24 protein-coding genes are annotated in these 21,753 nt (G+C 68.8%); 16 read left to right on the forward strand and 8 right to left on the reverse strand.

The window, feature by feature from the left end:
• Positions 1–5 precede the first annotated feature (5 nt).
• On the forward strand, positions 6–1,766 hold the full coding sequence (locus U5N23_RS21960) for a diguanylate cyclase (RefSeq protein ID WP_322594856.1): 1,761 nt from the start codon (positions 6–8) through the stop codon (positions 1,764–1,766).
• 101 nt (positions 1,767–1,867) lie between these two features.
• A complete protein-coding gene (locus U5N23_RS21965) occupies positions 1,868–3,367 on the forward strand; it encodes an FAD-binding oxidoreductase (RefSeq protein WP_322594857.1) in 1,500 nt (499 codons plus the stop codon).
• 12 nt (positions 3,368–3,379) lie between these two features.
• On the opposite strand, the gene U5N23_RS21970 is transcribed toward U5N23_RS21965, so the two are convergent.
• Positions 3,380–4,708 (reverse strand): diguanylate cyclase domain-containing protein, encoded by a 1,329-nt coding sequence (locus U5N23_RS21970; protein ID WP_322594858.1) that lies wholly within the window; start codon positions 4,706–4,708, stop codon positions 3,380–3,382.
• 128 nt (positions 4,709–4,836) lie between these two features.
• Positions 4,837–5,661: an undecaprenyl-diphosphate phosphatase gene (locus tag U5N23_RS21975; protein WP_322594859.1), complete on the reverse strand. Its 825-nt coding sequence runs from the start codon at positions 5,659–5,661 to the stop codon at positions 4,837–4,839.
• A 207-nt stretch (positions 5,662–5,868) separates the two neighbouring features.
• Between U5N23_RS21975 and U5N23_RS21980 the strand changes: the two genes are divergently transcribed.
• The 8 genes from U5N23_RS21980 (at position 5,869) to U5N23_RS22015 (ending at position 12,118) form a co-directional block, all read left to right on the forward strand.
• Entirely contained in the window at positions 5,869–6,279 is a 411-nt protein-coding gene (locus tag U5N23_RS21980; RefSeq protein ID WP_322594860.1) for a DUF2306 domain-containing protein, read from the forward strand.
• Positions 6,280–6,325: 46 nt separating this feature from the next.
• A complete protein-coding gene (locus tag U5N23_RS21985; protein ID WP_322594861.1) occupies positions 6,326–6,889 on the forward strand; it encodes a DUF6622 family protein in 564 nt (187 codons plus the stop codon).
• Positions 6,890–6,930: 41 nt separating this feature from the next.
• Positions 6,931–7,227: a 2TM domain-containing protein gene (locus U5N23_RS21990; protein WP_322594862.1), complete on the forward strand. Its 297-nt coding sequence runs from the start codon at positions 6,931–6,933 to the stop codon at positions 7,225–7,227.
• Positions 7,228–7,248: 21 nt separating this feature from the next.
• Positions 7,249–8,313 carry an alpha/beta hydrolase family protein gene (locus U5N23_RS21995; protein WP_322594863.1) on the forward strand — a complete coding sequence of 355 codons (1,065 nt, stop codon included), beginning with the start codon at positions 7,249–7,251 and terminating at the stop codon, positions 8,311–8,313.
• Between the two features lie 198 nt (positions 8,314–8,511).
• Positions 8,512–8,814 (forward strand): 2TM domain-containing protein, encoded by a 303-nt coding sequence (locus tag U5N23_RS22000; RefSeq protein ID WP_322594864.1) that lies wholly within the window; start codon positions 8,512–8,514, stop codon positions 8,812–8,814.
• A 21-nt stretch (positions 8,815–8,835) separates the two neighbouring features.
• Positions 8,836–9,903: a sensor histidine kinase gene (locus U5N23_RS22005; protein ID WP_322594865.1), complete on the forward strand. Its 1,068-nt coding sequence runs from the start codon at positions 8,836–8,838 to the stop codon at positions 9,901–9,903.
• Positions 9,900–10,727 (forward strand): LytTR family DNA-binding domain-containing protein, encoded by an 828-nt coding sequence (locus U5N23_RS22010; RefSeq protein WP_322594866.1) that lies wholly within the window; start codon positions 9,900–9,902, stop codon positions 10,725–10,727. Before U5N23_RS22005 ends, U5N23_RS22010 begins: the two co-directional genes overlap by 4 nt.
• Before the next feature lie 122 nt (positions 10,728–10,849).
• Positions 10,850–12,118 carry a putative Na+/H+ antiporter gene (locus U5N23_RS22015; RefSeq protein WP_322594867.1) on the forward strand — a complete coding sequence of 423 codons (1,269 nt, stop codon included), beginning with the start codon at positions 10,850–10,852 and terminating at the stop codon, positions 12,116–12,118.
• Here U5N23_RS22015 and U5N23_RS22020 read toward each other — a convergent pair whose 3' ends face one another.
• Positions 12,119–12,730, reverse strand: coding sequence for a glutathione S-transferase family protein (locus tag U5N23_RS22020; RefSeq protein WP_322594868.1), 612 nt, complete (start codon positions 12,728–12,730; stop codon positions 12,119–12,121).
• A gap of 123 nt (positions 12,731–12,853) precedes the next feature.
• Here U5N23_RS22020 and U5N23_RS22025 point away from each other — a divergent pair, with 123 nt between their 5' ends.
• Both U5N23_RS22025 and U5N23_RS22030 read left to right on the forward strand, forming a co-directional pair.
• On the forward strand, positions 12,854–13,840 hold the full coding sequence (locus U5N23_RS22025; RefSeq protein WP_322594869.1) for a YafY family protein: 987 nt from the start codon (positions 12,854–12,856) through the stop codon (positions 13,838–13,840).
• The gene (locus U5N23_RS22030) at positions 13,837–14,496 is read left to right on the forward strand and encodes a hypothetical protein (RefSeq protein ID WP_322594870.1); all 660 of its coding nucleotides are present in this window, start codon (positions 13,837–13,839) and stop codon (positions 14,494–14,496) included. The genes U5N23_RS22025 and U5N23_RS22030 overlap by 4 nt, the downstream gene beginning before the upstream one ends.
• Positions 14,497–14,517: 21 nt before the next feature.
• Here the strand turns inward: U5N23_RS22030 and U5N23_RS22035 are convergent, their stop codons facing one another.
• The 5 genes from U5N23_RS22035 to U5N23_RS22055 are packed head-to-tail and all read right to left on the reverse strand — an operon-like array spanning position 14,518 to position 18,814.
• Entirely contained in the window at positions 14,518–15,066 is a 549-nt protein-coding gene (locus U5N23_RS22035) for a TIGR00725 family protein (protein ID WP_322594871.1), read from the reverse strand.
• Positions 15,053–15,865 carry an ABC transporter permease gene (locus U5N23_RS22040; protein ID WP_322594872.1) on the reverse strand — a complete coding sequence of 271 codons (813 nt, stop codon included), beginning with the start codon at positions 15,863–15,865 and terminating at the stop codon, positions 15,053–15,055. Before U5N23_RS22040 ends, U5N23_RS22035 begins: the two co-directional genes overlap by 14 nt.
• 14 nt (positions 15,866–15,879) lie before the next feature.
• Complete coding sequence (locus tag U5N23_RS22045) at positions 15,880–16,962, reverse strand: extracellular solute-binding protein (RefSeq protein WP_322594873.1); 1,083 nt, start codon at positions 16,960–16,962, stop codon at positions 15,880–15,882.
• Between the two features lie 44 nt (positions 16,963–17,006).
• Complete coding sequence (locus U5N23_RS22050; RefSeq protein WP_322594874.1) at positions 17,007–18,035, reverse strand: ABC transporter ATP-binding protein; 1,029 nt, start codon at positions 18,033–18,035, stop codon at positions 17,007–17,009.
• Positions 18,032–18,814 (reverse strand): ABC transporter permease, encoded by a 783-nt coding sequence (locus U5N23_RS22055; protein WP_322594875.1) that lies wholly within the window; start codon positions 18,812–18,814, stop codon positions 18,032–18,034. Before U5N23_RS22055 ends, U5N23_RS22050 begins: the two co-directional genes overlap by 4 nt.
• Before the next feature lie 166 nt (positions 18,815–18,980).
• Here U5N23_RS22055 and U5N23_RS22060 point away from each other — a divergent pair, with 166 nt between their 5' ends.
• The 4 genes from U5N23_RS22060 (at position 18,981) to U5N23_RS22075 (ending at position 21,749) form a co-directional block, all read left to right on the forward strand.
• The gene (locus U5N23_RS22060; RefSeq protein ID WP_322594876.1) at positions 18,981–19,892 is read left to right on the forward strand and encodes a LysR substrate-binding domain-containing protein; all 912 of its coding nucleotides are present in this window, start codon (positions 18,981–18,983) and stop codon (positions 19,890–19,892) included.
• On the forward strand, positions 19,889–20,587 hold the full coding sequence (locus tag U5N23_RS22065) for a nucleotidyltransferase domain-containing protein (protein WP_322594877.1): 699 nt from the start codon (positions 19,889–19,891) through the stop codon (positions 20,585–20,587). The genes U5N23_RS22060 and U5N23_RS22065 overlap by 4 nt, the downstream gene beginning before the upstream one ends.
• The gene (locus U5N23_RS22070; RefSeq protein WP_322594878.1) at positions 20,584–20,979 is read left to right on the forward strand and encodes a hypothetical protein; all 396 of its coding nucleotides are present in this window, start codon (positions 20,584–20,586) and stop codon (positions 20,977–20,979) included. Before U5N23_RS22065 ends, U5N23_RS22070 begins: the two co-directional genes overlap by 4 nt.
• 140 nt (positions 20,980–21,119) lie before the next feature.
• Complete coding sequence (locus tag U5N23_RS22075) at positions 21,120–21,749, forward strand: LysE family transporter (RefSeq protein WP_322594879.1); 630 nt, start codon at positions 21,120–21,122, stop codon at positions 21,747–21,749.
• Positions 21,750–21,753: the final 4 nt, after the last annotated feature.

Consider the following 21,753-nt stretch of genomic DNA (forward strand, 5'->3'; position numbering starts at 1 on the left):
GCCCGATGGCCGCACTGCGCAGGTTCTGGGTGGTCGCAGCCTGGGTGTTGCTGCTGGGCATGCTGGCGGGCGCCGGCAAGGCCCACGGCGCCGAGCCTCTGGTGCTGCACGACAGCAGGGCCTCCGTCGAGCTGTGGCCCGGCGTGACCATGCTCTCCGACCCGACGCTCCAGCTGGGGCTCGAAGAGGTGCAGGCGCGCGCGGGCGATTTCGTGCCCCCTCCGTCCAAGGGCGCCACGCTGGGTGTGCGCTCGGACGCCATCTGGCTGCGTGCCCCGCTGTTGGTGCACCTCACCTCCGACGGCCGCTGGACGCTGGACTTCAACCACCCGGACCTCAACCGCATCGACGTCTACGTGCTCAGTGCCGGCCAGGTGACGAAACATGTGGTGCTGGGCAGCCTGCAGCCCTACTCGCAGCGGCCGCTGCAAAGCCGCTCACACGCCGTGGCGCTCGAGTTCCTGCCCGGCCAGGCTTACGAACTGTTGATGCGCGTGGAGACCCGGGCGGCCATGATCCTGCCCATCACGCTCAACAAATCGTCCGCCATGCTCGCCACGGCGGTGGATGAGCAGATGCTGCAGGGCGTGCTCACCGGCCTGGCCCTGTGCCTGCTGATCTACAGCCTGGCCCAGTGGACCAGCCTGCGCGAGCCGCTGTTCATCTTCTACGCGCTGCTGATCACGGGCAGCCTGATGTTCTCGCTGCACCTGTTCGGCATCGGCCGGCAGTACCTGTGGAGCAACAGCCTGTGGTTCACCGAGCATGCGGCGGGCCTGTCGGCCCTGCTGGCGACCTGCGGCTCCTTCCTGTTCATCAGCCAGGCCCTGGCGGGCGACCGGCCCAAGAGCCGCTTCCTGCGCGCCATGCGCTGCGGCGCCGCACTGTGCGTGCTGCTGGGCCTGGCCTACAGCCTGGACGTGCTGAGCACGCGCGCCATCGCCGCCATCGTCAGCATCCTGGGCCTGGTGCCCGCGCTCATGGGCATTCCGGGTGCGGTGCGCAAGGCCCTCGCGGGCGACGGCGTGGGCACCAGCCTGCTGCTGGCCTGGCTGATCTACTTCGTGACCACGGCGGTGATGATCGGCGTGATCAACGGCTGGGTGCCCGTGAACTTCTGGACGCTGCACTCCTTCCAGTTCGGCGCCACCATCGACATGCTGCTCTTCATGCGCGTGCTGGGCCTGCGCACGCATGCCCTGCAGCTGGAGGCGCTGCACGCCAACCGCGAGCGCGATGCCATGCATTCGCTGGCGCACACCGACCCGCTCACCGGCCTGCCCAACCGCCGCGGCCTGAACATGGCCCTCGCGGCGGCCCTGCCCCGCTGCAGCAAGGGCGACCTGCTGGCCGTCTACATGATGGACCTGGACGGCTTCAAGCCCGTCAACGACCAGCACGGCCACGATGTCGGCGACGAGCTGCTGGTGGCCGTGACGCGCCGCCTGCAGGGCCATGTGCGGCAAAGCGACGTGGTCGCGCGCCTGGGCGGCGACGAGTTCGTGGTGATGGCCGGGCACCTGGGAAGCGTCCAACAGGCGCAGGAGCTGGGGCTCAAGCTGCTCGATGCCTTCCGCCTGCCTTTCTCGCTGGGGAACATCCAGGTCCATGTGGGCCTGACCGTCGGCTACGCCATCGCCCCCGACGACAGCAGCGACGCTGCCGGCCTGCTCAAGCTCGCCGATGCCGCCATGTACAGCGGCAAGCAAAGCGGCAAGTTCTGCCTGCGGCGCAACACCGGGGACCTGGCACTTTCGTCGGCATAGGATCGCCAGGCCCTGCGGGTACCTGGGGAATCCATTGCTGGTCAAACGCGGAGCGTTCCGTTACACAGGAGGCCTCGCAAACTCTCTACGGATCCTGTGCCATGGCCCATCGCAAAAGTCCCGCCCGCCTTGCCAAAGCTGCGCGTGTCGCGCAATTCCATGCCCTTGCCGCCTCGGCAGCCGATGCCGCGGGGGACACCGGCGATGCCTCCGAAACCGCGATCGCGCTGGAGTCGCTGGCCCACCTGGAGCACATGCTGGTCGGCCGGGTGGTGCTGCCGTCGAGCCCCGATTACGACACGGCCCGCCAGGAATCGAACCCCGCCTTCCAGTCGTTCCCCAAGATCATCGTCTACTGCGCGGTCGAGAACGACGTGCTCGAATGCCTGGCCGTGGCACGCAAGTACAAGGTGCCCGTGGCCGTGCGCTGCGGCGGGCACAGCACGGCCGGCTACTCGGTCAACAACGGCATGGTGATCGACCTGAGCGACATCCAGGGCGTGGTGCTGGACCCGCCGAACCAGCGCGTGTACGTGCGGCCCGGCACCGACTTCGACCACTTCAACGGGGCCATGAACCACACCGGCTGGCACGTGCCCACCGGCGCCTGCGGCAGCGTCTGCGTGGGCGGTTTCGTGCAGGGCGGGGGCTACGGCTACACCTCGCGGCGCTACGGCATCCAGAGCGACATGGTGGAATCCCTGCGCGTGGCACTGGCCGACGGCAGCATCGTGACGGCCAGCGAGAGCGAAAACCCGCTGCTGTACTGGTCCATGCGCGGGGGCACGGGAGGCAACTTCGGCGTGCTGCTGCAGGTCACCTACAGCATGGTGCCGCTGGACACGGTGTGGGCCTGGTCCATCGGCTGGGACATGTCAGAGGCCGCCAACGTGCTCACCATGATGCAGCAGCGCTACATGCAGAGCGGCGCGCCCGATGCCCTGGGCTACATGATGAACCTGGGCTACTACGGCGGCAAGCCGGTGGCCATGGTGCAGGGCATGTTCTGCGGCACGCGCGAGGCCGGCCTGCAGGCGATTGCCCCGCTGATGGCAATCCCGAGCGCCCAGCTGCTGGTGGACCAGACCGGCACCTACCCGGACATGAACATCTGGCTCGAAGACCACCCCTATTCGCTGCCCGACAACCTGCCCGACGGCATTGCCGAAAGCAAGGCTTCGGGCTACATCAGCCGCCCGCTCACCACGGCGGACTGGCAGGCCATCATCGACTACTTCCTCACCTCGCCCAACCAGTGGTCGCTGGCCTACCTGGAGCCCTACGGCGGCGCCATCAACCGCTATCCCATCGAGGCCAGCGCCTTCATCCACCGCCGCGTGGATGCCGACCTGGTGGTGGACGTGTTCTGGCGCAATCCGGCCGAGCGCGCGCAGACCGAGGCCTGGCTGGCCGGCTTCATGAAGCTGGTGCAGCCCTTCCTGAACGGGCATGTCTACCAGAACTACCCCGATGCCAGCTTGCAGGATTTCGAACAGGCCTACTGGGGCCCTGCCTACCCCACCCTGCAGCAGGCCAAGCAGGAGTACGACCCGACCAATTTCTTCAAATTCCAGCAGAGCATTCGCCTGCCCGCTGAATAGGCACACGCACGCTCAGGTCTGCTGCAGTGCGCGCTCGGCGTAGTGCAGCCGTCCCTTGCCCGCGCGCTTGGCGGAGTACATGGCCTGGTCGGCGCGGTTCATGAGGGCGTCGGTCTCCCCTTCGAGCGGGGGATGCACCGCCACGCCGATGCTGGCACCGACGCGCAGCTCGCGGCCCTGCACCCACATGGGTTCCTGCAGAGCGTCGATGATGCGCTGGCCGATTCCATCGGTCACGTCGCGCGTGACCTCGCGGTCGAGCATGACCAGGAACTCGTCGCCCCCCAGCCGGGCGATGGTGTCGCCCGCCCGCACCATGGACGCGAGCCGCTGGGCCACCGTGCGCAGCACTTCGTCCCCCGTTCGGTGGCCTTCCGTGTCGTTGACGCGCTTGAAGCCGTCGAGGTCAATGAACAGCAGCGCCACCGAGCCTGCGTTCTGCCGCGCCCGGGCCAGCGATTGCTCCAGGCGGCTGTGGAACGCCGCACGGTTGTAGAGCCCCGTCAGTGAGTCATGGTTGGCCAGGTACTGCTGCTGGCGCGCGATCTGGATCTTGGCCGAGACATCCTGCACCAGGGCCATGATGGACGTGACACGGCCTTCGGCATCGGTCAGCGCGGAGTTGAACCACTCGCAGTGCACCTCGGAGCCGTCCTCGCGCGTGAAGGAGGTCTCTGCCCGGTTCTGCGCCTCCTGGCCTTCCTGCAAGCGCTGCAGTGCCTCGTGCAGGCCTTCGTCCGAGGTGTGGCCCAGCAGCTGGGTGAGCGAGCGCCCTTCCAGGTGCGCCACGGGGAGCCAGCCCATCAGTTGCACTGCCCGCTGCGAGCAGTGCAGCAGGCGCAGGTCCTGGTCCATCTCCATCACCGCCAGAGGGCTGTTCTCCATGTGCGACGACAGCCGCTGGTTGGCAGCGCGCAAGGCGTTCATGGTGACCTGCAGTTCATGCACGTCCAGCGCTGTGGTGATGAAGCCGTCGATGACGCCATTGCGCGCAGGCCATGGGGTCAGGCAGATCGTGCGCCATTCGTCGAAGCCGTACGGGGTGCGCAGCAGGCGCTGGTACTGCACGCGCTCGCCGCCGAGCACGCGCTCGACGAAGGGCATGAAGCGGGCGCAGTCGTTCTCGCCGTACAGGTCGACCAGGGTCTTGCCCACGAGGCGCTCGGGCGTGCTGCCGAACCAGCGCGCGTACTCCTCGTTCACGTAGACCATCTGCAGGCCCCGGTCCACTGCGGCCAGGGTAGCGCCCGCACTCTTCGTGATCAGTTCAAGCAACTCTTCCTTGGACCAGTCGGTATGCCTGGCACGGCGGAGCAATCTTTCTGGCTCATCTGGCGTCATGTGGCGAAAGTCCCGGGGCAAGGATCATCTATTGGCCAAGCGAAAGCAGGGTGGGCGCTGCAGGACAGCGCTACTCACAAGTTACAGCTTATCACCTTCGTGGCCCTTGCATGGCTGGGGCGTGCCCGCTATTCGGCCCAGCGCACCCAGCCACCCCAGGCCGTGATCAGCACCACCATGCCGAACACGATGCGGTAGTAGGCAAACGGCACGAAGCTGTGGCTGCTGATGTAGCGCAGCAGCCAGCGCACGCACAGCCAGGCGCTGAAGAACGAAAACACCAGCCCGGTGGCGAACATCGGGATGTCGGCCACGGACAGCAGTGCACGCTCCTTGTACAGGCTGTACACCCCGGCACCGATCAGCGTGGGCATGGCCAGGAAGAACGAGAAATCCGTGGCCGCCTTGCGCGACAGCCCGAGCAGCATGCCGCCGATGATGGTGGCGCCGCTGCGGCTGGTGCCCGGCACCATGGCCAGGCACTGCACCAGACCGACCTTGAGGGCATCAAGCGGCGTCATGTCGTCCACCTCGTGGACGCGCGTGGCCGCAGCCGGGCGCTTTTCGGCCCACAGGATGATGAAGCCGCCCAGGATGAAGGTGCTGGCCACCACCACCGGCACGAACAGGTGCGCCTTGATGGCCTTGCCCAGCAGCAGGCCCAGCACCACCGCCGGCAAAAAGCCGATGAGCACGTTGAGCACCAGGCGCTGGGCGCTGCGTTCGCGCGGCAGCGCCACCAGGGTGGCGCGGATCTTCTGCCAATAGACCAGGATGACCGCGAAGATGGCGCCCGTCTGGATGGCGATGTCGAACACCTTGGCCTTGGCATCGTCGAAGCCGAGCAGGGAGCCTGCCAGGATCAGATGGCCGGTGGAGGAGATGGGGAGAAATTCGGTCAGGCCTTCGACCACACCCATGAGGGCGGCCTTGGCCAGCAAAACGAGGTCCACGCGTGCGTCCTTATGGCCCACAGGGCCGGCAAAAGCTGCCGATTATCCCTGCCGACCGCTCCCGGCCGGCGCCAAGACACCTGCACTTGGCTCCGGTCCGCTGCATTTCGCTCCCTCGCCCGCGCATTTCATCGCAGCCCCGTGGCAGGCCCGCAAGGGGATCGGCACAGTACGCCCACCGCTGAAACCTGACCCCAGGAGCCCACCATGCAGATCACCCCCGTCATCGCCATCCACATGGCCGCCGCGCTGGCTGCGGTTGCCATCGGCCCGCTGGCCCTGTGGGCCCGCAGGAGCCGCGACCAGCGCCCCCGCCTGCACCGCGCCGCCGGCTACGCCTGGGTCACGCTGATGGTGATGGTCGCCGTATCGGCCGTGTTCATCAGCGGCGACAAGGGCCCGCGCCTGGCAGGCTTTGGCGTCATCCACCTGCTGATCCCCATCACCCTGGGCCTGATCGCCCTGTCGTTTTACTTCCTGGTGCACGGCAACGTGATGGCGCACCGCCGGATCATGCAGGGCACCTACGTGGGCTCCTGCCTCGTGGCGGGCGCCTTCACCCTGCTGCCCGACCGCCTGCTCGGCCAGTGGCTCTGGCGCCAGCTGGGCATCGCCTGACCACCCACCACCGCCTACTTTTCGTCCCCCGCACCGGAGCAACGCCATGGTCATCGACCTTCTCATCCACCACCCCGAAGCGATTGGCACCGTCCTGCAGAAGACCCCCACCTGGGTCTGGGGCCTGCTCGCCGGGCTCCTCGCCCTGGGCGGCAGCCAACTCGTAGATCGCAGCGCCAGCCTGACCCGCGTGGCCGTGATGCCCGTGGCCATGGCCCTGTTCTCGGCCTATGGCCTGGTGTCGGCCTTCGGCAGCTCCGGCCAGGTGCTGGGTGCCCTGGCCGCCTGGCTGGCCGCGGCCGCCGTCGTGGCCACCCTCACCCTGGCGCGGTGGCCCGCCGCGCCGACCGGCGCGCGCTACCTGGCCGCCTCGCGCAGCTTCCAGCTGCCCGGCAGCCCGCTGCCGCTGTTGTTGATCCTGGGCATCTTCCTGACCAAGTACCTGGTCGGCATCGAGCTGGCCATGCAGCCGGCCCTGGCGCACGACGCCACCTTCGATCTGCAGATCGCAGCGCTGTACGGCGTGTTCAACGGCCTGTTCATCGCCCGCTCGGCCCGCCTGTGGCGCATGGCCCTGGCCCCGCAAGCCACCGCCCACGCCGCAGCCTGATCCCCCGTCGACCCACAACCACCATTTCCAGGAGATCCACCATGTCCCACCGCTACCCCTTGTCGAGCGACCCCATCGAAAACCTGGCCCGCCGACGCGCCGGCGCCAAGCTGGGCTGGTTCATCCATGCCACCGTGTATGTGCTGGTCAACCTGCTGCTGGTATCGCTGTCGCTGTCCAGCGGCCGGCACTGGGCGGTGTTCCCCCTCGCCGGCTGGGGCATCGGCCTGCTGGTGCACGGCATGGTGGTGTTCTTCCTGGCCGGTGGCTCCCACTGGCACGAACGCATGGTCCAATCCGAGCGCGACCGGATTGCCCAGAACCACAACCGCCCCTGAACACGGGCCGAGGAGCGCGCCATGCACAACCCCCTCCATCTGGCATTCGCAGGCCTGCTGGCGCTGTCGGCGGGCCTGGCACAGGCGGGTGTCGGCCTTCGGGAGATCGCCGGACTGCACGGCGACGGCCCGGTGACGGTCTACTACCCCAGCAATGCCGCCGACCAGCCCCTGCAGCGCGGCCCGTTCCAGCTGCAGCTCGCCTGGCAGGGCGCGCCGGTGGCAGGCAATGGCCGGCTGGTGGTGGTCTCGCACGGTTCGGGTGGCAACCCCTGGGTGTACTCGGATCTGGCGCGCGCACTGGTGGCCGCAGGCTTCGTGGTGGCCATGCCCGAGCATGCAGGCGACAACGCCAAAGACCCGTCCAGGCCCGGGCCCGACAGCTGGAAAAAGCGCCCCGCCGAAGTCTCGCGCGCCATCGACGCCATCGCGAAGGACGCTGCGCTGGCGCCCCTGCTCTCGCTTGACAAGGTTGGCATGTACGGCATGTCCGCCGGCGGCCACACGGCGCTGAGCCTGGCGGGCGGGCGCTGGTCCCCGGCCCGGTACCGGCAGCACTGCGAGGCGAACATCGCCGACGACTTCGCCACCTGCGTGGGACTGCTCACGGAGCTCAAGGGCAATTTCCTCGACGGCGTGAAGAAGAGCGTGGCGCTGGGCGTGATCCGCCAGCGCTATGACGACGCCACCTGGTACACGCACGAAGAACCCCGCATCGCCGCCGTGGTGTCGGGGGTGCCGGTCGCAGCGGACTTCGACATGGAATCGCTGGCCCGCCCCCGGGTGCCGCTGGCGCTGATCACCGCGGGCAAGGACCTGTGGCTGGTGCCGCGCTTTCACAGCGACCGGGTGACCGAGGCCTGCGCCGGGCGCTGCACGGTGCTGGCCGCCCTGCCCGACGCAGGCCACGGGGCCCTGCTCTCGCCGCAGCCGCCGCTTGCCCACATGTCCGAGCTCGCCGTGCGCCTGCTGGGCGACCCGCCCGGCTTCGACCGTGGCCAGATGCGCGCGGTGGACACGCAGATCGTGCGCTACTTCGAGCAGCACCTGCGGGCGCCTGCGCCCGTGCAGGCCAAGGCCCCCTAACTACGCCACGCTGCGGCCTAGGAGGCTGTCGAACTTGGAAATCGTCGGCTGCAAATCGGCCGCAGCGGTCCATTTTTCACCGCCTTTTGCCCCATGGCCTGGCTATGGGGCTGCAAATCCGGCAAAAACTGTCCTCGCTGAGGCCGATTTTCGCTTTCGACGCTCCAAGTCCGACAGCCTCCTAGAATCACCCCAACCATGACCGCCCCCCTGACCCCCGAAGCCATCGAGCGACTCGCCCGCAAACGCGCAGGCGCCAAGCTCGGCTGGTACATGCATGCCGTCCTGTACGTGGTGGTCAACCTGGTCGTGTTCTCCATGTCGCGCTACGGATTCGGCCACCGCCCCTGGTCGGTGTACCCGCTGCTGGGCTGGGGGCTGGGGCTGGCTCTGCACGGTGTCTCGGTGTTCGTGCTGGGCACCGGCAGCGGCCTGCGCGAGCGCATGGTGCAAAAGGAGCGCGAGCGCCTGCTGCGCCAGCGCGACGGCAATGGCCGCTGACTCCAGGGACGGCGGCGCGCCATGAAGATCGACTGGCTCGACAAGCTGCAGCGCCTGCTGCAGACCCTGGCCTTCTGCCTGGCGGTCTCCGGCATCCAGTACGCCTTCCGGCCCGACAAGCCCTACTACCTGCCAGCCACCTACTCGCTGGCCATCGGCACGCTGACCTGGGCGCTGGTCGATTTTGGCCGCCACCTGTTTTCCTCCAGCGAGGAGTTCGGCTGGCCCAAGGGCATTGCGGGCTTCGCGCTGCCCCTGGTGGGCATCGTGCTGGGCTACCTGGGCGGCACCCTGCTGGCGGACTGGTTGTGCGGCGCCTCGTCATGGGGCAGTGCGGGGCGCGCACAGTTGCGCATCTCCATCGGTATCACCGTGGTGGCGGGAACCGTCATCTGCTACTACTTCTACGTGAACGGCAAGAGCGCCTGGATGCAGGCGCGCATGACCGAGGTGCGCAGCCAGGCCACCGAAGCCCAGCTCAAGCTGCTGGAGACGCAGCTCGAACCGCACATGCTGTTCAACACCCTGGCCAACCTGCGCATGCTGATCGGCACCGACCCGGCGCGCGCCCAGGACATGCTGGACCGCATGATCGCCTACCTGCGCGCCACGCTGAGCGCGTCGCGCAGCACCCAGCACCCGCTGGCCGACGAGTTCCAGCGCCTGGCCGACTACCTGGAGCTGATGGCCGTGCGCATGGGCCCGCGCCTGGCCTACACGCTGGACCTGCCCGAGGCCTTGCGCGAGGTGCCCGTGCCCCCGCTGCTGCTGCAGCCACTGGTGGAAAACGCCATCCGCCACGGGCTGGAACCCCAGGTGGAGGGCGGGCACATCACCGTGCAGGCGCGCACGCAGGCGGGCCCAGCGGGCACAACGCTGCTGGTGCTGCAGGTGAGCGACACCGGCGCCGGGCTGGACGCCGCGCGCCCCGCCGCGTCCACGGCGCCGGGCACCGGTTTCGGGCTGGCCCAGGTGCGCGAGCGCCTGGCCACGCTGCATGGCGAGGCCGGGCAGTTTGCGCTGGCCGCCCATGCGCCCCGGGGTACCCGCGCCACCATCACCTTTCCCTTGACTACGAGCCCGGCATGAACACCCCTACCGTGCGCGCCCTGATCGCCGAAGACGAACCCCTGCTGGCGGCAGCGCTGCAGCAGGAACTGGCCCGCGCCTGGCCGGCGCTGCAGATCGCCGCCACCGTGGGCGATGGCCTGTCGGCCGTGCGCCAGGCGCTGGCGCTGCAGCCCGAGGTGCTGTTCTTCGACATCCGCATGCCGGGCCAGAGCGGGCTGGACGCCGCCGTGGAGCTGGCCGATGCCTGGCCTGCGGACAGGCCCTTCCCGGCCCTGGTGTTCGTGACGGCCTACGACCAGTACGCCGTGCAGGCCTTCGAGGCCCAGGCGGTGGACTACCTGCTCAAGCCCGTGCAGGCCGCGCGCCTGCAGAAAACCGTGCAGAAGCTGCAGCAGGCCCTGGCCACCCGGCCCCCTGCGGCCAGCGCGCTGGAAGCCACCATGGCCCAGCTGCGCCATCTGCTGGCAGCCCCCGGGGTCGCGGCTGCGGCGCCTGCCAACCCTCCCGTGGCCGCAGCGCCGCTCACGCTGATCCAGGCCAGCAGCGGCAGCCAGATCCACATGGTGCCGGTGGCCGAGGTGCTGTACTTCGAGGCCGCCGACAAGTACGTGCGCGTGCTCACGGCCGCGCGCGAGTTCCTGATCCGCACGCCGCTCAAGGAGCTCACGGAGCAGCTCGACACCAGCGTGTTCTGGCAGATCCACCGCAGCACCCTGGTGCGCGCCAGCGCCATCACCACCGTGACGCGCGATGAGGCCGGCAAGCTGCACCTGGCCCTCTCGGGCCGGCCCGAAAAGCTGGCCGTGAGCAGGCTGTACGCGCACCTGTTCAAGGCCATGTAAAGTCGGTGCCGGACCGCGTGCACGCGCTCTGGTAAAATCGGCGCTGGGTGTACATGCCGCAGGGGCATGGCAGGTTCATGCGTCGGTCGGGCCGCCACGCGGCTTTTTTGCGACTGGATTTCATGCATTCCCACGCCATCCAATGGATTGCGGCCAGCCTTTTCGGCATTGCCCTGCTCCACACCTTCGCTGCCAAACAGTTCGAACGCCTCTCCCACCGCTATCCCCGCCACGCCGGGCTGTTCCATCTGCTGGGCGAGGTGGAGGTGGTTTTCGGCTTCTGGGCCATCGTGCTGGTGCTGGCCATGGCCTTCGTTTCAGGTGGCGCACAGGCGCTGGACTACGCCGAATCGCGCAACTACACCGAGCCCCTGTTCGTCTTCGTGGTGATGGTGATCGCCGCATCCCGCCCGGTGCTGCGCACCGTGATGGCGGCAGTGGATGCCATCGCGCGCCTCGTGCCCGTGCCCACCCCGCTGGCCACCGCCTGGCTCGGGCTGGCCGCCGTGCCGCTGCTCGGCTCGCTGATCACCGAGCCCGCCGCGATGACCATTGCGGCGCTCATGCTGGCGCCGCAGATCTTTCGCCCGGCCGTGCCCGAGCCCGTGAAGTACCTGGCGCTCGGGGTGCTGTTCGTCAACGTGTCCATCGGCGGCACGCTCACTTCCTATGCGGCCCCCCCGGTGCTGATGGTGGCCACCACCTGGCAGTGGGACAGCGCCTTCATGCTGGCCACCTTCGGCTGGAAGGCCGCGCTGGCCGTGCTGGTCAACGCAACGGCCTGCGCCGTGGTGCTGCGCAAGCACCTGCGGGCCGCCAACGACCCGGCGGCAGCGGACGCCGGCATGCAGAACGCACCAGTGCCTGCCACCGTGGTGGCCGTGCACCTGGCGCTGCTGGCCGGAGTGGTGCTGTTCGCGCACCATCCCGTCGTGTTCCTGGGCCTGTTCCTGATGTTCCTGGGCTATACCCAGGCGTATGAGCGGCACCAGAGCCCGCTCATCATCAAGGAGGCCCTGCTGGTGGGCTTCTTCCTGGCCGGGCTGGTGGTGCTGGGCGGCATGCAGCAATGGTGGCTGCAGCCCATCGTCGCGGGCCTGCAGCCGCTGGCCCTGTTTGCCGGCGCCCTGGGTCTCACGGCCATCACCGACAACGCGGCGCTGACCTACCTGGGCTCGCTCATCGAAGGCATCTCCGACCCCGCCAAGTACATGCTGGTGGCCGGTGCCGTCGCCGGGGGAGGCCTCACCGTGATCGCCAATGCCCCCAACCCGGCCGGCGTGGCCCTGCTCAAACGCGGCTTTGCCGACGAGACGATCGGCGCAGGCGGCCTGCTGCTCGGCGCACTGGCACCCACGGCAGTGGCAGCCGCCGCGTTCCTGCTGCTGTGATCAATCGGCCTTGAGCTGCATGGCGGGCCGCGCCTGCACGCGGTCCAACCAGGCCTGCACATGCGGGTGCGAGGCCACCGGCGCGCCGATGTAGACGCTGTAGCCGATGACCGAGCCCACGATCAGGTCCACCAGCGAGTAGTCGGCGCCCAGCATCCAGGGCTGTGCGGCCAGGCGCGCATCGAGCAGGGCCAGCAACTGGTCCAGGCCGCTGCGCGCGGCATCTGCCCAGGCGTCGCTGCGCAGTGCCGCGTCGCCCTGCGTGGCCAGTTGCAGGCGCACCAGCACGGTGCCGTAAGTCACATAGGCCCAGGTGGCCCAGGACATGGCCTGCAGCCGCTCGGGCGTGCCCTCCTTGGGCCACAGGCCGCGCTCCACGCCGTACTGGCCGGCCAGCCAGAAGTGGATGGCCAGCGCCTCGAACATGGGGTTGCCGTCCACGGTGATGCTCGGCACCTTGCCATTCGGGTTGAGGGCCAGGAACGCGGGGCGGCGCTGGTCGCCGGCCTTCAGATCGAGCGCGATGCGCTCGTGGGGAATACCCAGTTCGACCAGCGCGCTGGCGATGGGAGTGGCGCTGGACATGGGGTGCCAGTAGAGGACGATGGACATGGAAGGCTCCTTGACGTGGTTGGTTGAGGGTTCAATCCGCTTCGGCACTGCGCCGTGAACGTGGATGCAATGTAGGATCGATTGCGGACAGATTCCGCCCTCAATAAGAGCTACAGTTGTTTCATGTTGTCTTCGTCCTCCCGCCTCCTGCGTGTGCTCTCCCTGCTGCAGACCCGCAGCCACTGGGCCGGCGCCGAACTGGCCGGGCGCCTGGAAATCCACCCGCGCACCCTGCGCCGCGACATCGACCGGCTGCGCGAACTGGGCTACCCCATCCACGCCAGCAGCGGCGTGGCCGGTGGCTATGCCTTTCGCGCCGGCCAGGCCCTGCCGCCACTGCTGCTCGACGACGAGGAGGCGCTGGCCGTGGCGATTGCCCTGCGCCTGGCCACGGCCGGCACCGTGGGCGGGGTGGAGGAAAGCTCGCTGCGCGCCATGGTCAAGCTCGAACAGGTCATGCCCGCGCGCCTGCGCAAGCGCATCGACGCGCTGCGCTCGGCCATCCTGCCCACCGAGCACGTAGGCCCCACGGTGCACGCCGCCGTGCTCTCGGTGCTGGCCACGGCCTGCCGCGACCAGTTGCGTGTGGACTTCGCCTACCTGGACGGCAAGGGCCAGGCCAGCCAGCGCACGGTGGAGCCGCAAGGCCTGGTGCACACCGGCCAGCGCTGGTACCTGGTGGCCTGGGACCCGGCACGCAGCGACTGGCGCAGCTTTCGCATCGACCGCATTGCGGGCGACGCCGTGGCCGGCAGCCACTTCGCGCCCCGCGCCGGGCCGGAGGGCGGCGACCTGCGGGCCTATGTCTCGCGCTCGGTGGCGCTGACGCAGTACCCGCAGCAGGCGCGCATCGTGCTGCACCAGCCGCATGCCACCATGGCACGGCGCATACCGCCCTCGGCTGGCGTACTGGAGGCGCTGGACGACACGCGGTGTGTGCTGGCCTGCGGCTCGCACCAGCAAGCCACGCTGGTGTACTGGCTGCTGGCGCTGGATGTGGAGTTCGAGGTGCTGGAGCCGAAGAGCCTGCGCGCCTACCTGCAGGCCGCCACCGAGCGCGTGGCGCGTGGACTGGCGCGCGGGTCTGGCACCATGGTGCCTTCGCCATGACCACCCCCGCCCCCATGCCGCACCTGCCCTACCCCGACCTGTTCCAGATGCTGGGCCGCGCGCTCAGGCCCACGGATGCGGTGGACCCGCTTGCCATCACCAAGGCCGAGCACGCCCTGGGCCTCACCGCACCGCGCGCCCTGCGCGAGTTCTACCTGCTGGCCGGCAACGCGCGCGACTTCACCACGGTGTACGACCAGTTCCTGCCGCCGGCCGACTGGAGCGTGCAGGACGGCAAGCTCGTCTTCCTCGAAGAGAACCAGGACGTGGTGCACTACGGCGTGGACTGCAGCGCCGCGGCAGGCGACGATCCACCGGTATGGCTCACCACCACGGGCGATGCCACGGAGTGGTACCGCGTGTGCGAGGGCTGCTCGGAGTTCATCGCCACCATGCTGGTCTGGCAGTGCACCTTCGGCGGGGCGCTGCCGCATGCCGCCTCGGGCCTGGCCGGGCCCGGCACCGAGAGCGCGCTGCAGGCCCGGTGGCGCCATGTGGGCACCGTCAACGAAATGCGCGCCTACGTCCAGCCCGGGCATGCTGCCTGCCTGGTGGAATGGAGCGATGGCATGCGGGTCTTCGTGGCGGCACTCAGCGACGACACGCTATGGGCGCTGCAGGATGCGCTGGGCGTGGTGCTGGAGGCTGGCGATTGAGAGGCTGGGCACCGCACACTTTTATCCCAGCAGGCAGCCAAGCACCTTGGTCAACAGATCGTTCACATCGCTGGCCGGCACCACCCCCGGCAACTGCACGCCGCCGTAGAGTTCGAAGACTGGCTTGCCCCACTTGAGCCCCATGGCCATCTCCGACAAGGTGCCCATGTTGCTACCGATGGCCACCAGGCAGACGCCGGCGCGCGCGATGATGGCATTGCGCATCTCGCCCATGCCGGTGGGTACCGCCACGCTCAGCCACCCGTTGGCCTGGGAGTCGTCGTCCTCGGGCAGAATGCCCACGGCAATTCCCCCGGCCTCGCTGGCCCCGCGCGATGCAGCCGCCATGACGCCGCCGCGCCCACCGCAGATCACCACCATGCCCGCCCCGGCCAATGCGTGCGCCACGGCATGGGCAGCGGCGCACTCGGCCTCGTTGGCATCGCCGGGCCCGATCACGGCCACCGGCTGGCGGTGGCGTGAAGGACCCTGCTGCCTGGCGGCCAGGCGCTGCAGCGCCTGCACCGCCGGTGCCGGCCAGGCCTGCAGGGGCCGTTCAATGGCCTGCATTGCGCTCGCGCCTTCGCGTAAAGACATCGCCCACTCCCATCACCACCACACACACCACCATCAGCACCAGCGACAAGGCCGCCGCCACCGCGAAATCCGACCCGCCATCGCTGACCTGCGCGAGCAACATCAGCGGCAGGATGTTGAGCTGCGTGCCCACCAGCGCCAGCGCCGTGCCGTAGGTGCCCATGGCGATTGCGGCCACCATGCAGGCGTTGGAGAGCACCGAGGGCAGCACCTCGGGCACCACCGTGTCCCAAAAGGCCCGCGCGCGCGACGCGCCCAGCGTGCGCGCGGCCTGCACCGGGCGCAGGTCCAGGTTGGCGAACACCGGGTACAGCGACAGCGCCACGCGCGGGATCAGGTAGTAGGCATAGGCCACGCCCAGGCCCGAGACGCTGTAGATCCAGCTGCCGATCACCGCCGGGTCACCGCCCAGCCCCGCCAGCAGTTGCGTGACGAAGCCCGCGCGCCCGAAGGCCAGGATGAAGCCATAGGCGATCACCAGCCCCGAAAAGGCCAGCGGCAGGCCCAGCAAGGTCATCATCCACTGGCGCCGCGACGGGCTCTGGCGTGCCAGCTCGATGGCGATGCAGGCGCCCACCAGCGCCGACACCGCGCCCGCCGCCAGCCCCAGGGCCAGCGTGTTGCGCAGCGCACCGAGGAACAGCGGGTTGCCGAACAGCCGCGCAAAGGCGCTGCCGCCATCGCCAAACGCCTCGGGCAGCAAGGCCGCCAGCGGCAGCGCAAAAAAGAGCGCCATGAAAGCCCATGCGGGCCAGGCGCCGAAGCGTCGCATGCGCGAGGGCCTGCTTACTTGTTGCCCAGGGCCGCCTGGGCCCACAGGCGGTCCACCTCGGCCTTGCGCTCGGAAGCCTTGACCACGTCGAGCGGGCGGATCTGCGGCGCGGCCGGCATCTTCGCGGCCACGTCGGCAGACAGCGGCGTGCCCGGCACGGCGGGGCGCACGAAGCCCTGCGCGAACAGTGTCTGCCCGGCCTCGCTCATGATGAAGTTGAGCCAGAGCTTGCCGGCATTCGGGTTGGGGCCGTTCTTCACCAGGCTGATGGCATAGGGCGCGGCCACGCTGGCCTCCTTGGGGATCACCACCTCGACCGCATCGCCCATGCCGTCCACATGCTTGGCCTTGAGGCCGTCGTTCTCGTAGCTGATCCAGACGGGGATCTCGCCCTTCAGGAACTTGGCGTAGGGCGTGGTGCCCTCCACGCGCAGCACGTTGCCGGCGGCATGCAGCTTGCCCAGGTAGTCGGTGCCGGGCTGCACGTTGTCCACTCCGCCGCCGTTGGCGTAGGCTGCGGCAAAGGTCAGCACCTGGCCGATGCCGGTGGAGCGCGGGTCCAGGTAGACCACGGTGTTCCTGAACTCGGGCTTGAGCAGGTCGGCCCAGCCGGTGGGCACGTTCTTCACCAGCTTCTTGTTCACCAGGAAGGCGATGTTGAGCGTGTGGATGGTGAACCAGCGGCCCTCGGCCTCGCGGAACACCGGTGGCAGCTTGTCGAAATTGACGGGCTTGAAGGGAGCGACCACGTCCTTCTTCGCCGCATCCACCGCCGACGCGGCGAAGTAGTAGGCGGTGTCGGCCTGCGGGCGGCGGCGGGTCTTCTCCAGCGCCACCACGGTGGCGGCCGAGCCGATGTCGTTGTAGGTCAGCTCGATCTCGGGGTAGCGCTTCTTGAAGTCGCGGAACAGCGACTTCCAGTTGGCCCACTCGGGGCCCGTGTCGAACGAGACGCACAGGCCTTCCTTCTGCGCCTCGGCATACAGGGCCTTCTCGCCCGCATAGAGCTCGGGGCCATCGAAGGCGAAGGCGCTGCGGGCGGCAAGCGTTGCCAGGGGCAGAGCGCCGGCGGCCTGGATCAGTTGTCTGCGGTGCATGGTGAAGACTCCTCGGGTTCGGGTTGGGAGGGGTAAGGAAGACATCAGTGGTCTAGCAGGCGGATGTGCTCAGGGGCGATGGCGATCGCCTCGACAGCCGGCACAGCCGACTCGGCAAGAAAAGGCTTGTCTGCGCCCGGCACGGCAAAGTCGTAGCGCGTGAGTGCGCCCAGGTAGCGCTGGGCGCCGCACTGCCCTTGCAGCCGGTTCACGCTGCCGGGGGCCGGATCGGGTCGCATGTGCTCAGGCCGCACCATCACGTACAGTGCGGCGCCCACAGCGCGTCCGCCCGTATGGGCGTGGAGTTCGGCAAAGCCCAAATCCACCCGGCCCGGCGCGCTGACCTTGCCGGGCAGGATGGTGGACAGGCCCACGAATTGAGCGACCGCACAGCTCGCAGGCTGCTCGTATAGCGCGCGCGGCGTGGCGATCTGCAAGAGGCGCCCGTCCTTGAGCATGGCCACGCGATCGGCCATGACCAGGGCCTCCTCCTGGTCGTGCGTGACCAGCAGCGTGGTGGCGCCAAAGCGCTGCTGGATGGCGCGGATCTCGTCGCGCAGGTGCCCGCGCACGCAGGCATCGAGCGCCGACAGCGGCTCGTCGAGCAGCAGCGCCAGCGGGTCGATGGCCAGAGCGCGTGCCAATGCCACGCGCTGCTGCTGCCCGCCCGAGAGCTGGCCGATGCCGCGCTGCGCGTAACTGCCCAGGCCCACGATGTCGAGCAGCTCCTGCGCGCGCCGGTGGCGCTGGTCCACGGCCACCTTGCGCAGCTTGAGGCCGTAGGCCACGTTGTCGAGCACCGACAGGTGCGGGAACAGCGCATAGCTCTGGAACACCATGCCCATGCGGCGCTGGTGCACGGGCGTGGCCGACATGTCCTGCCCGCCGAAGACGATGCGGCCCGAGTGGCCGGTGGTGAGCCCCGACACCAGCTGGAGCAGCGTGGACTTGCCCGAGCCACTGGGCCCGATCACCGCCACCAGCTCGCCGGCGCGCACGTCCAGGGAGACCTCGTGCAGGCCGTGCGTGCTGCCGGGATAGTGGTAGCTGACGTTGTCGAGGACGAGGCTCATGGGCGGGCTTTGACGAGGGAGGAGGACAGCAGGGCCGATGCACCCGCCAGCACCAGCAGGATCACTGTGGCGGCACAGGCAAAGCCCGTGGCGCCATAGAAGGCCTGCAGCAGCACGACGGGGTAGGTGCGGTTCTGAAAACTGGTGAGCAGGTTGGACACGCCGAACTCGCCCACCGAGATGGCGGCCACCATCACCAGGCCGCTGAGCAGGCTCTGGCGCAGGCTGGGCAGCACGATGCCGCTGAACTGCTGCCAGCCCGAGGCGCCCAGCGTGGCAGCGGCCTGCTCCAGCCGGTAGAGGTCGAGGTGGCGCAGATCGGCCAGCAGGGTATTGGTGAGGTAGGGCAGCGTGAGAATGGCGTGCGCGGCGATGAGCAGCGGCATGGAACCGAGCCAGGGCGCCAGGTCGGTGTTGAACACCACCATGTAGCCGAAGGCCAGGGTGATGGCCGGCACGGCCACCGGCATGGCGCTCACGACGCGCGCCGCCAGCCCACCACCACGCCGCGCGCCGTGGTACAGCGCATAGGCCAGCGGCAGCGCCAGCACGGTGTTGATAGTGCAGGCCGCCATGGCCACCAGCAGGCTGCTCACGAAGGCCTTGCGGAACGAGGTGTCCTGCCAGAGGTCGAGGTACCACTGGCCCGTGGTGCCCGTGGGCAGCAGCGTGTTGGTCCAGTTGCCGCCCACGCTGCCGACCACCAGCAGCGCGATGGGCAGCAGCAGGTACAGGCCGTAGAGGAGGGAAATACCGCGAACCACGTTGTTGTCTCCCATGTCAGAATCACCGGCACACTTTCCGGATGCGCTACTGTCCGCCACAAGGCATGCCGCAGCACTGGCCAAATTCTAGGGAGAGACCGCCCCATCATGGGTGAAACCTGGATGAGGACAGCTGAGCAATTGGAAAACGTTTTTCACACGGCCTTCATCAAACCCGGATATGAAACGCGACTGCCCGACCATCCAGGAGCTGCTGGCCTTCGACGCCGTGGCACGGCACCAGAGCATTACCCTGGCCTCGGGCGCGCTGTGCATCACGGCCAGCGCCGTGAGCAAGCAGGTCGCGGGGCTGGAGTCCTTTCTGGGCCGCCAGTTGCTGCAGAAGAACGGCCGCGGGGTGGAGCTGACACCGCAAGGGCGGGTGTACTGGCAGAAGATCTCGGGCGGGCTGCGCGCCATCGAGGCGGCCACCTTCGAGGCCCGCTCGGGCGACGCGGGCGCGGGCCTGCTCACGCTGGCCAGCGTGCCCACCTTCCTCACCAAATGGCTGATCCCGCGCCTGCCGGCCTTCAGCCAGCAAAGCCGCCACGTGATGCTCAGCTTCAGCCGCCACCTGGAGCCCAGCGACGGCATACCGGCCGGTGTGGATGCCGCCATCCGCTACGGGCCTGATGGCTGGCCGGGCGTGGTGTCCGAGTACATCGCGGGGCGCGAGTTCGTGCTCATCGTGGCGCGCAGCCTGGTCGAAGGGCGCCACCGCATTGCCCAGCCGGCCGACATCCTGGGCCACACCCTGCTGCACCACGAGGGCGCGCCCACGGCCTGGCGGCAGTGGGCCGCACAGCACGGCGTGCCCGAGGTGCAGACCCTGGCCGGCCCGCGCTTCGCCCAGTATTCGGCGCTGATCCAGGCCGCCTTGAACGGCCTGGGCATCGGGCTGGTGCCGGCCCTGCTGGTGCAAAAGGAGTTTGCCGAGGGCTCGCTGCTCGCCCCCTGCGGCAGCCCCATCCGCGTGGACCAGGGCCACTACCTGTGCTACCGGCCCGACCGGCTGGACCTGCCGGCGTTCGCGGCGTTCCGGGATTGGATCCTGACCGAAGGGGCGAGGTCGCGCGGAGGATCTGCAGAATGACCGCACACCACCAGCCCACGGCCTTTACCTGGACACCCTGGCTGCGCACCCTGCGCGACGAACTGGTCCAGGACGGCGGGGCGCACACGGTACTGCTCTACGGCTCGCGCGCGAACGGCAGCGAGGACCAGGACAGCGACTGCGACATCGCCGCCTTCGCCCCGCGCGAGGACACGGGCCGCGATACGCGGGTGGTGGACGGCGTCTTTCTCGATGTATTCGTCTACCCCGAATCGGTGTTGCTGCAGCAGCCCGCCACCGAGTTCCTGAAGCTGCGCCAGAGCGTGGTGCTGGTGCAGCGCGCACAGCAGGCCGACCGCTTTCTGCAAGGACTGCAAGCCCTGTTCGCCCAAGGACCACCCGCGCTGCCTGCCGATGAGGCCCACGCCCGCAGATCCTGGGCCTGGAAGATGGTGGCGCGCATGGAGCGCGGCGATGCCGAAGGCCACTACCGCCGCGCATGGCTGCTGACCTCGTTGCTGGAAGACTACTTCGCCTTGCGCGGCCTGTGGTACGAAGGCCCGAAGAAGGCGCTGCAGTGGCTGGGCGAGCACGACGCTGCAACGGCGGCGGCGATGGAAGCGGCGCTGTCGCCCGGGGCATCGCAGGCCAGCATCCGCCATGCGGTGACCTGCGTAGCGGGAGCACCACCGGGCGCGAGTCCCCACAATGCACCAAGAGAAGCCTTGCCATGAGCACCACCCCACTGCAGCACGAGGTCCGGGAATTCTTTGACGCTTTCGTGGCGGCTTTCAGGGAGTTCGACGGACCGCTCGTGGCCCAGCGCTACACCTCGCCCTGCATGTCGGTGGACGCGCAAGGCAAGCTGCGGTCTTTCCGCACCCGGGCAGAGACCGCGGACTACTTCCAATCTGTGCTGACGACCTACCAGGAGCAAGGCTGCCGCTCATGCCGGTTCAGTGATCCGGAGGTGGTGGCCATGGGCTGCAGCAGCACCCTGGCCACGGTCACCTGGGAGCTGCTGCGTGGCGACGGCAGCATCCTCACCACATGGCGTGAGTCCTACCACCTCGTTCGCACGGGGGATGGTTTGCGCGTTGCCACCTCCACGGACCATGCCGGCTGACGGCTCCATCGCAGCCGCCATGCGACCTGCACCGTGCCCTGAGGCACTGGCCGCCGCGGATACCATCGCGTCTGTGGCGCCCCTTCGTGATGGCCCGCAAGAGATCCTCCACCCGCGCACCATCCACCAGGAACCACACCATGCTGCCCACCTTGCTTGCCATCGCCTTGCTCCACTGGGTCGTCCTGGTCACCCCGGGCGCCAATGTCCTGGTGGTGACCCACCTGGCGGCCGGCGGCCAGCGCCGGGCTGCGTGCTGCGCAGCGGTTGGCGTGACCACGGTGGCGGTGATCTGGTCGGCCCTGGCGATGATGGGCATCGGCGCGGTCTTTGCAGCACACCCCTACCTGCGCATCGCGGTGCAAGTGGCGGGCGGCCTGTACCTGCTGCATGTGGCCGTGCGGCTGTGGAGCAGCCAGGGCGGCGATGCACCGGCGGTGGCCGGGCGGCTATCGCTCCTGGCGGCCTTCCGGCTGGGCTTTTTCACCAACATCCTGAACCCCAAGTCCGCCCTGTTCTTCGGCAGCGTGTTCGCCACGGCACTGCCGCCCCAGCCTTCTGCAGCCTTGTTGATGGCGGCCGTCGGGGTGGTGCTGGCCAATGCGCTCGCATGGCACCTGTTGCTGGCATTTGCCTTTGCCACGGCGCCGGTGCAAGCGGCCTATGCGCGCCAGCGCACGGCGCTCAACCGACTCGCCAGCCTGCTGGTGGGCGCATTCGGGCTGCGTTTGCTGGCGGCCACCGGCCAGGAATTGCGCAGCACACCGTGAGCAC

The organism is Acidovorax sp. (assembly GCF_034519795.1).
Classification (GTDB): Bacteria; Pseudomonadota; Gammaproteobacteria; order Burkholderiales; family Burkholderiaceae_C; genus Acidovorax.

Excerpts from the sequence above, each read along its gene's own strand:
- U5N23_RS21960 (WP_322594856.1), top strand. The coding sequence starts at position 6 with ATGGCCGCACTGCGCAGGTTCTGGGTGGTCGCAGCCTGGGTGTTGCTG.
- U5N23_RS21965 (WP_322594857.1), top strand. The coding sequence starts at position 1,868 with ATGGCCCATCGCAAAAGTCCCGCCCGCCTTGCCAAAGCTGCGCGTGTC.
- U5N23_RS21970 (WP_322594858.1), bottom strand. The coding sequence starts at position 4,708 with ATGACGCCAGATGAGCCAGAAAGATTGCTCCGCCGTGCCAGGCATACC.
- U5N23_RS21980 (WP_322594860.1), top strand. The coding sequence starts at position 5,869 with ATGCAGATCACCCCCGTCATCGCCATCCACATGGCCGCCGCGCTGGCT.
- U5N23_RS21985 (WP_322594861.1), top strand. The coding sequence starts at position 6,326 with ATGGTCATCGACCTTCTCATCCACCACCCCGAAGCGATTGGCACCGTC.
- U5N23_RS21990 (WP_322594862.1), top strand. The coding sequence starts at position 6,931 with ATGTCCCACCGCTACCCCTTGTCGAGCGACCCCATCGAAAACCTGGCC.
- U5N23_RS21995 (WP_322594863.1), top strand. The coding sequence starts at position 7,249 with ATGCACAACCCCCTCCATCTGGCATTCGCAGGCCTGCTGGCGCTGTCG.
- U5N23_RS22000 (WP_322594864.1), top strand. The coding sequence starts at position 8,512 with ATGACCGCCCCCCTGACCCCCGAAGCCATCGAGCGACTCGCCCGCAAA.
- U5N23_RS22005 (WP_322594865.1), top strand. The coding sequence starts at position 8,836 with ATGAAGATCGACTGGCTCGACAAGCTGCAGCGCCTGCTGCAGACCCTG.
- U5N23_RS22010 (WP_322594866.1), top strand. The coding sequence starts at position 9,900 with ATGAACACCCCTACCGTGCGCGCCCTGATCGCCGAAGACGAACCCCTG.
- U5N23_RS22015 (WP_322594867.1), top strand. The coding sequence starts at position 10,850 with ATGCATTCCCACGCCATCCAATGGATTGCGGCCAGCCTTTTCGGCATT.
- U5N23_RS22020 (WP_322594868.1), bottom strand. The coding sequence starts at position 12,730 with ATGTCCATCGTCCTCTACTGGCACCCCATGTCCAGCGCCACTCCCATC.
- U5N23_RS22025 (WP_322594869.1), top strand. The coding sequence starts at position 12,854 with ATGTTGTCTTCGTCCTCCCGCCTCCTGCGTGTGCTCTCCCTGCTGCAG.
- U5N23_RS22030 (WP_322594870.1), top strand. The coding sequence starts at position 13,837 with ATGACCACCCCCGCCCCCATGCCGCACCTGCCCTACCCCGACCTGTTC.
- U5N23_RS22035 (WP_322594871.1), bottom strand. The coding sequence starts at position 15,066 with ATGCAGGCCATTGAACGGCCCCTGCAGGCCTGGCCGGCACCGGCGGTG.
- U5N23_RS22040 (WP_322594872.1), bottom strand. The coding sequence starts at position 15,865 with ATGCGACGCTTCGGCGCCTGGCCCGCATGGGCTTTCATGGCGCTCTTT.
- U5N23_RS22045 (WP_322594873.1), bottom strand. The coding sequence starts at position 16,962 with ATGCACCGCAGACAACTGATCCAGGCCGCCGGCGCTCTGCCCCTGGCA.
- U5N23_RS22050 (WP_322594874.1), bottom strand. The coding sequence starts at position 18,035 with ATGAGCCTCGTCCTCGACAACGTCAGCTACCACTATCCCGGCAGCACG.
- U5N23_RS22055 (WP_322594875.1), bottom strand. The coding sequence starts at position 18,814 with ATGGGAGACAACAACGTGGTTCGCGGTATTTCCCTCCTCTACGGCCTG.
- U5N23_RS22060 (WP_322594876.1), top strand. The coding sequence starts at position 18,981 with ATGAAACGCGACTGCCCGACCATCCAGGAGCTGCTGGCCTTCGACGCC.
- U5N23_RS22065 (WP_322594877.1), top strand. The coding sequence starts at position 19,889 with ATGACCGCACACCACCAGCCCACGGCCTTTACCTGGACACCCTGGCTG.
- U5N23_RS22070 (WP_322594878.1), top strand. The coding sequence starts at position 20,584 with ATGAGCACCACCCCACTGCAGCACGAGGTCCGGGAATTCTTTGACGCT.
- U5N23_RS22075 (WP_322594879.1), top strand. The coding sequence starts at position 21,120 with ATGCTGCCCACCTTGCTTGCCATCGCCTTGCTCCACTGGGTCGTCCTG.